Genomic DNA, 7,819 nt, shown 5'->3' with positions numbered 1-7,819 from the left:
TGTTCGCGCGCGCGCTGGCGGTCGAGGCGCCCGCGCTGATTGCCGACGAACCGCTCGCGAGCCTCGATCCGGGACACCAGATCGACGTGATGGACATGCTGCGCGCCGAAGCCGCAGGCGGCGCGCTGGTGATCGCGGTGCTCCACGACCTGACGCTCGCGGCGCGCTATTGCGACCGGCTGCTGCTGATCGACGGCGGGCAAATCGTCGCCGACGGCACGCCCGCCGAAGTGCTGACCGCCGATCGGCTGCGCGCGGTTTATGGCATCGACGCAGAGGTCGAGACGGGCGGCGAATGGCCGACGATCACGCTGTTCGGGCGCGCGCGATGAACGCAGAAGCACGGTTCGCCGACCAGGGATATGCCACGGTGCCGCTGTTCGATCCCGAACTCGTCGGTGCGGCACAGGCCGACGTCGCGGAGCATATCGACCGCGTGTCGCGTGCCCTCTATCTGCCCTTCGAGCAAAGCTGCCCCGATGCGCCGCTCAGCCAGCGGATCGACCGCGTGTTCGCGCACGAACGCAGCGTCGCGAACCTGCTGCGCGTGGCGGTGTGCACCGACGCGCATCGCGGCCCGCGGTTACAGGCGCTGGTGAACGATCGAAAGTTGATCGAGACCGCCGAGCGCCTCGGCTGCCGGGCGCTGTCCGGCAAGATCGCGCGCGTCCGCGCGAGCATCGCTTGCTTTCCCGAACATCGCCATGCGTGGCACAGCGACGTTGCGCGCGACGACGGCACAGGATGCGGCAAGGTCGCGGTGACCGCGTGGATTCCGCTGAGTGATGCCGGGCCGGGGAACGGCGGACTGGAGATTGCCGCGGGTCGCCAGCCCGCGCCGCTCGCGTCACAGGGCGACGACGGTTTCGAGATCCCGGAATGGCGGCTCACCGGCTTGCCACGCGTTCGCCCCGAGTGCCCGGCGGGGACCGCACTGTTCCTCGATCGCTTCACCCCGCATCGCACCCTGCCCGCCAAGGCGACACGCTTCGCACTCGTCGTCTGGTTGAAAGCCGTCTGAACTATCGGCCGGGTTCGACCCGAACTGTCCGGCTGGCGCGCTTGCCGTCGGCCGAGCGGCTGCGGACGTCGACCCCGCCGCTGACCGCGACCGGCCCAGCGTAGGACGTCCAGCCGCTATCGCCGATACGATATTCGATCGCGGTACCGGGGAACATGCTGTTCGCCTCGAGCTTGCCGTTCACGATGCGCGCGCCCGGCGGTGCGACGCGATAGGCGACGCCGATCTTTTCGAGCATCGGGAACTGCGCTGCGACGCGCCCGGCGAAGTCCTGCCAGCCGGTTTTGAGCTTGGCGGCATCGACGCGCTTGTCGCCCCATTCGTAAACGGCGCCTGCCTCATAGGCCGGGGTCCACGGCGCGGGACTCCATGCCCGCTCGGCGAGGGCGAGCAGGCGCGGGAAGAGCATATAATCGACCTGCGCATCGGTGCGGATCGTCTCACTCCACAGCTGCGCCTGCAGCCCCGCGACGCGGCGACCGGGCTGCAGGGCGGGCTTGTCCTCGATCGGCTTGCCCTCCGCCCGGATGTTGCGGATCGTCGCGGCATTGGCGGGCAGGTTATCGGGCATGAAGCCATAGACCTGATACGGATCGACGCCGCGCGAGGCCCAGTTGTAACCGCCCTCGCCCGGATGCGGCGCATAGGGCATGTCGAAATAGCCGAGGTCGGGGATCGACAACACTGCGTTCCAGCCGCGGTTCATCTGGTCATGCCCCTCGCGGATCGCGCCGGCGTGGAGCACGCCCCAGATATTGGTCTGCACCTGCTTCGGCATATTCGCGGTTTCGGTATGCCCCATGCCGTCACTCCAGCCGCCAACGCGCAGGCCCTTTGCGGCGAGGCTTTTGCTCACGCGCTCGATAAAGCGCGGGGTGAGCTTACCCGCGTCGCCACCATTTTCGGCGATCATCGCCTTGCATGCCGGTGACTTGATCCACGCTCCCGCCGTCTCGTCGGCGCCGAGGTGGAAGGTCCTGAGCGGCACCCCCGCCCGTTTGTGCATGTCCGCGATGGCATCGACAACCGTGTCGACGAACCGATAGGTCGCGGGCAGGCATACGTTGAGCGTGTTGTCGCTATAGTTCTGGATGCTGCGATACTCGGTCGTGTCGGCGGGATCGATCAGGCGGTACTGCCCGGCCTCGGCTGTTTTCCCCGCGGCGGTGAGGCGAGCGTAGCGCGCTTCCATCGCCCTGATCGCCGCACGGCTGTGGCCGGGCATGTCGATCGAGGGGATGACCTCGATATGCCGCGTCGCGGCCGCCTTGACGATCATGACATAGTCGGCGGTCGAGAGATGTCCGTTCACCCCGCCCGTACCGTCGGGCCCCGCACCGAGTTGCGGGAGGATGCACGTCTGCTCGCTCGGATCATGACAGCGCTTCGAGCCGATCCCGGCGAGTTCGGGGAGCGCGGGGATCTCGATACGCCAGCCCTCGTCGTCGGCGAGATGGAGATGCAGCTTGTTGAGCTTGTACGTTGCCATCGCTTCGACGAGCTTCAAAATCTCGTCACGGCCGTGGAAGTTGCGCCCGAGATCGATGTGCAGGCCGCGGAAGCCATATTCGGGTGCGTCTTCGATATGGAGCGGCGCGAGCTTGCCCCCTTCGAACATTGCTTGCTGCGCGAGCGAGCGCAGCGCGTGGCTGGCGCCCGCGGCGTCGTACGCGGTGACCGCGATCCCTGACGATTTGACGTCGAGACTATAGCTCTCGGGCTTTGACAAGGCAGCGGCGTCGATACGGATCCTCAGCGGCAGCGCGCCTTCCCCCGTGCCAAGTGCCGCGAGCGCTGGCGCGATCGCGCTGCGGTCGACACCGTTCAGCATCAGCGCGACCCCGCGGCCGAGATCGACCGCCTTGCCTTCGCCCTGCACGGCCTTGACGGGCTTGGGCAGGATCACCACGCCAATCGCTTCGGGTGCCAATCGCGCGGCCTGCACATCGAATGCGCGCTCGGCGGTCAGCCAGCGTGTCTTGTCGGCGTCGCTCTTCGTGGCAAGCCGCCCCTCGTCGGTCATCGGCGCAACGAAGGGCAGGATCTCGAGGCCGGTGTCGGGATCGATCACTGCGCGTGTCGCTGCAACGACGCGCGGCTTCAGCCCGTCGGCGACGAGATAGGCGTTGGGCATGGCGAACGCCTTCGAGAAGTTCGATCCGATGCCCCACAGCCTGACTTCATGCCTCGCGCCGGGGCGGAGCGTCGCGCCGGGTTTCAACACCAGTTGCTGGACGTCGCCGTTGATCAGCCGATGGCTGAAGATGCCGCTTTCAACGAGCGGAAGCTGGGTAACGAAGCTGAAATAGAGCGACAGCCCTTTTGTCTCGAGCCCCTCGGGAAGCGTGTCGGGCAGCGTCAGCGCGATCGTCGACAGGAAGCAGCCTTCGATGCCGGCGGGACATTGCGGGCGGTTGTCGACCACCCGATAGGTATAGCCGAGCGTATCGGCGAAGCGATCGAGCGCAGCCTGGCCGGTGGTTTCAGCCGCCCCGGCGGGGGGCGTTGCCAGCATCGCGACCGCCATCGCTACCCAACCCGTCGTGCGCATGCCCGTTCTCCCTGTCGGCAATTTGTATTTGATTTGTCATATACCAATCTGATGGTCAACGCCCTTGCGGGCACCGCCAAGCGAAAGGAAAATGGTGGCGATTACCGGGAGCCCCTTCGGCAAACCAGTCTGACGGGCGTTTTTCGCGCAGCAAGGTTGACGCGAGCATACCAATGCAACACATGCTATGGGAAGGCCTGCCTTGGTAGCCGGCACGCCGGGCAATCGTGTGGAGCATCGTCCTTTGTCACTGATCGAACGCGTGGGTCCGCTCCAGAAGAACGATCCGACACCGCTTTACCTGCAGCTGCAGAAAATCCTGCGCGATGCGATCGAGGGCCAGATCGTCAAGGCCGAGGAAGCGATCCCGACCGAGCGCGACCTCGCCGAGGAATTCGACGTGTCGCGGATCACCGTGCGCAAGGCGATCGACGGGCTGGTCTCCGACGGCATCGTTACGCGCCGCCGCGGCGCGGGCACCTTCGTCACCCGGCCGCGCGTCGAGAAGAGCTTTTCCAAACTCACTTCCTTTTCCGAAGACATGGTGTCGCGCGGACGCAAGCCGCACAGCAAATGGGTAAGCAAGACTGCGGGCGCGGTGAACCCCGAGGAGGCGCTGTCGCTCGGCCTGTCGCCGGGCTCGCTCGTCTATCGCTTTCACCGCATCCGCTACGCCGACAATACGTCGATGGCGCTCGAAGTTGCGACGATCCCGGCCTATTGCCTGCCGTCGGTCGAGGCAGTGGGGGCGTCCCTTTACGAGGCGCTGGAGGCAGCGGGGCATCTGCCCGTTCGCGCGCTCCAAAGGCTTCGCGCGATCGCGGCAACGGTGGAGCAGGCCGAAATGCTGGAGATCGAGCCCGGCACGCCCGGCCTGTTCATCGAACGGCGCGGCTTCCTCGCCGACGGGCGCACCGCCGAATTCACCCAGAGCTTCTATCGCGGCGACGCGTATGACGTCGTGGCAGAGCTCAACGGATAGGCCAGGATACTGGCCCAACTCAACCGTCCGGCAAAGACCGGAATTCCGGTCTCGCGTCTGAAGCGAAGCTGCGCTCGTCGCAATGACCATCCCGATCAATGGGATCGGACTCCGGATGTCAAAATTCGAAGCGCCAAAACATACCTCTTGATGATACCTATATAACCTATATAATACCAATGTATCGCGCGCCGTGCCGGCATGCGATCGGAGACAGATGAATGACGCCGAATACCGCACCCGACGGACGACGACAGACTCTGATGGAGCGGGAGGCGGGCGAGGCTGCGGCCGCGGTGGCGACGATGTTGGCGGCGAATCGCGCGGCGTTCGCTGCGGTTGCTCGCCGCCTCCGCGCATCGCCGCCTGCGGCCGTCGTGACGTGCGCGCGCGGTTCATCGGACCATGCCGCGACCTATGCCAAATATCTGATCGAAACGATGACGGGGACGCCAACCGCGTCGGCCGCGCTGTCGATCGCGTCGCTCTATGACGCGCCCGCGGTATCCGGGAACCGGCTGTGCCTTGCCATATCGCAGTCGGGCAAAAGCCCCGATCTGCTTGCCGCGGTCGCACAGCAGCGCGATGCTGGCGCCTTTGTCGTGGCGCTCGTCAATTCCGGGGGTTCGCCGCTTGCCGATCTCGCCGACATCGTGATCCCGTTATCCGCCGGGGTCGAGCATTCGGTAGCGGCAACCAAATCCTATATCGCCTCGCTCGCCGCGATTGCGGCGTTGGTCGCGGCATGGGCGGATGATGCTGCGCTCGAAGAAGCACTGGCGGCCCTCCCCGCCGGGCTTGCACAGGCGTTCACGCTCGATTGGTCCCCCGCGGTCGCTGCATTTCGAGGCGCTACCAACCTGTTCGTCCTCGGCCGCGGCTACGGACTTGGCATCGCGCAGGAAGCCGCGCTGAAGTTCAAGGAAACCTCGGCGCTTCACGCCGAAGGCTTCAGCGCCGCCGAAGTGCGCCATGGTCCGATGGCGATCGTCGGCGACGCCTTTCACGTGCTGGCGTTCGGCGGGACCGATCGCGCGGCGGCAAGTGTCCGGGACGCAGCAGCCGAATTCCGTGCTCGCGGCGCGGCGGTACTGCTTGCAGATCCCGTCGAAGGCGACTTGCCCGCTATTCCCGCGCATCCCGCAATCGAACCGATCCTGCTGATCCAGAGCTTCTACCGCATGGCAAGCGCGCTCGCGCAGGCGCGCGGCTGCAACCCCGACTCGCCTCCGCATCTCAACAAGGTTACCGAAACTTTATGATCTTTCGTTTCCAGAACGGCCGGGTCGCACTGCCGGACGGCGCCGTTGATGCGGCAGACATCGTCGTCTTCGATGGCGCCGTCACCGCCGTCACCGCCCCCGCCGACGCGCCCGCAGACCGGGAAATCGATCTGGGCGGCGGCTGGCTGCTCCCCGGTTTCGTCGATACGCAAGTGAATGGCGGCGGCGGGGTGCTGTTCAACGACCAGGTCGACGTGGACGCGATCGCGGCGATCGGTGCGGCCCATGCCCGTTTCGGCACCACGGCATTTCTGCCGACGCTGATCAGCGATACGCCCGCCCAGATTGCTTCGGCGCTGGCCGCGGTCGATACCGCGATAGAACAGGGCGTGCCGGGCGTCGTCGGCATCCATATCGAAGGGCCGTTCATCAACGAGGTAAAGCGCGGAATTCATGAAGCGCACCGCATCCGCCGTCTCGACACCGACACGCTGGCGACTCTCACCGCTCCGCATCGCGGGCGCGTGATGTTGACGCTGGCGCCCGAGCTTTGCGACGAAGAGGATATCCGCACCCTCGTCCGCCATGGGGTAATCGTCAGCGCGGGACACAGCGACGCCACCTTTGACGAAGCGCAGCGCGCGATCGCGGCGGGCCTCACCGGCTTCACCCATTTGTTCAACGCGATGTCGCCGCTGCACCATCGCAATCCGGGCGCGGTCGGCGCCGCCTTCGATTCCGACTGCTGGTGCGGGCTGATCGTCGACAATGTCCACCTGCATCCGGCTGTCGCGCGGCTCGCGATCCACGCCAAGGGCAAGGATCGCATCATGCTCGTCACCGACGCGATGCCGAGCGTCGGCACCGACGACAGCGAATTCACGCTGCAGGGCAAGCGCATTGCGGTGCGGGATGGCGTATGCATTTTCGAGGATGGTACGCTGGCGGGCACCCATCTCGACATGGCGACGGCGGTGCGCAAGACGATCGAGGTCACGGGCCTCTCCGTACCCGACGTGTCGGTGATGGCCAGCGCGACGCCCGCGGCCTTCCTGTCGCTGCAGGACCGCATCGGCTCGATCGCGCCGGGCCGGCGCGCCGACTGGGTATGGCTCGATGCCACGCTGGCGCCGCGCGCGACGTGGATCGGCGGACAGATGGTTTTTCAGTCTGCACGGGACCTTGTCCAGACCGCACAATGAACGACAAGCCGCATCACAAAAAGCGGCGGAAGTTTTGGGGATTACATCGATGAGCCTGATCATCACCTCTCCGCTCAGAGGATGGGCGACGACGCTGGACAGCGTTCCCGATCCGGTCTTCGCCCGGCGAATGATGGGCGACGGGGTCGCGATCCAGCCGCTGGGCGACACGGTCGTGGCGCCCTTCGACGGCGAAATCGTGACGCTGCACGAAGCGGGCCACGCGGTCTCGCTGCGCAGCGCCGAGGGCGCCGAGGTGCTGATCCACATCGGGCTTGATACCGTGATGCTGAAAGGCGAAGGATTTGCGCCGCTCGTCGCAATCGGCGACAAGGTATCGCGCGGCGACCCGCTGATCCGCTTCGATCTCGACGCGGTCGCGCTTGCCGCAACCAGCCTGATCACGCCGGTGATCGTGACCAACGCCGAAGCCTTCGCGATCAGCCGCCGTACGACCGACTGTGCGATCGGCGCGTGCGAGGCGTTGATGACGGTCGTGCCGGTGCAAGCCGAAGCGCGCCGCCGCTCGGACGACGGAACCGTAATCGAACAGGCCGTGACATTATCGCTGCCACACGGCATTCACGCCCGCCCGGCGGCGCGGATCGGCGAAACCGCGCGCGGTTTCGAGGCCGACATCCATCTTTCGCGCGGCGACAAACGCGGCGATGCGCGCAGCACGGTCGCGTTGCTCGCTCTTGGCGCAAGCTTTGGTGACGAGGTCGTGGTGCAGGCGCGCGGCGGCGATGCCGAGGCGGCGCTCGCCGCGATCGTCGCTCTGCTCGCCACCGACATGGACGAAGGTGCCGTCGCCCCCATGCCGCGCCCGGTCATCGCGAC

At 66.2% G+C, this 7,819-nt stretch carries 6 protein-coding genes and 1 pseudogene; 6 read left to right on the top strand and 1 reads right to left on the bottom strand.

The window, feature by feature from the left end; translation table 11 throughout:
* Nucleotides 1-332, top strand: a pseudogene (locus VN047_RS02575) (ABC transporter); the annotation flags it as partial.
* The gene (locus VN047_RS02570) at nucleotides 329-1,021 is read left to right on the top strand and encodes a hypothetical protein (RefSeq protein ID WP_325539718.1); all 693 of its coding nucleotides are present in this window, start codon (nucleotides 329-331) and stop codon (nucleotides 1,019-1,021) included. The pseudogene VN047_RS02575 and the gene VN047_RS02570, both read left to right, overlap by 4 nt.
* 1 nt (nucleotide 1,022) lies before the next feature.
* On the opposite strand, the gene VN047_RS02565 is transcribed toward VN047_RS02570, so the two are convergent.
* Nucleotides 1,023-3,572, bottom strand: a complete 2,550-nt coding sequence (locus VN047_RS02565) for a family 20 glycosylhydrolase (protein ID WP_325539716.1) — start codon at nucleotides 3,570-3,572, stop codon at nucleotides 1,023-1,025.
* A 244-nt stretch (nucleotides 3,573-3,816) separates the two neighbouring features.
* Between VN047_RS02565 and VN047_RS02560 the strand changes: the two genes are divergently transcribed.
* The 4 genes from VN047_RS02560 to VN047_RS02545 form a co-directional block, all read left to right on the top strand.
* The gene (locus tag VN047_RS02560; protein WP_325539714.1) at nucleotides 3,817-4,554 is read left to right on the top strand and encodes a GntR family transcriptional regulator; all 738 of its coding nucleotides are present in this window, start codon (nucleotides 3,817-3,819) and stop codon (nucleotides 4,552-4,554) included.
* A 221-nt stretch (nucleotides 4,555-4,775) separates the two neighbouring features.
* Nucleotides 4,776-5,816: an SIS domain-containing protein gene (locus VN047_RS02555; protein ID WP_325539712.1), complete on the top strand. Its 1,041-nt coding sequence runs from the start codon at nucleotides 4,776-4,778 to the stop codon at nucleotides 5,814-5,816.
* Nucleotides 5,813-6,979 carry an N-acetylglucosamine-6-phosphate deacetylase gene (nagA, locus tag VN047_RS02550; protein WP_325539710.1) on the top strand — a complete coding sequence of 389 codons (1,167 nt, stop codon included), beginning with the start codon at nucleotides 5,813-5,815 and terminating at the stop codon, nucleotides 6,977-6,979. The genes VN047_RS02555 and nagA overlap by 4 nt, the downstream gene beginning before the upstream one ends.
* Nucleotides 6,980-7,028: 49 nt before the next feature.
* Nucleotides 7,029-7,819, top strand: a 791-nt coding sequence (locus VN047_RS02545) for a glucose PTS transporter subunit IIA (RefSeq protein ID WP_325539708.1), incomplete at its 3' end; no start/stop codon positions are given.

The sequence above is a fragment of the Sphingopyxis sp. genome (assembly GCF_035565275.1).
Taxonomy (GTDB): Bacteria; Pseudomonadota; Alphaproteobacteria; order Sphingomonadales; family Sphingomonadaceae; genus Sphingopyxis.
Note: the sequence above shows the minus strand (reverse complement) of the source record. Positions and strands in the feature narration are given on the sequence as shown.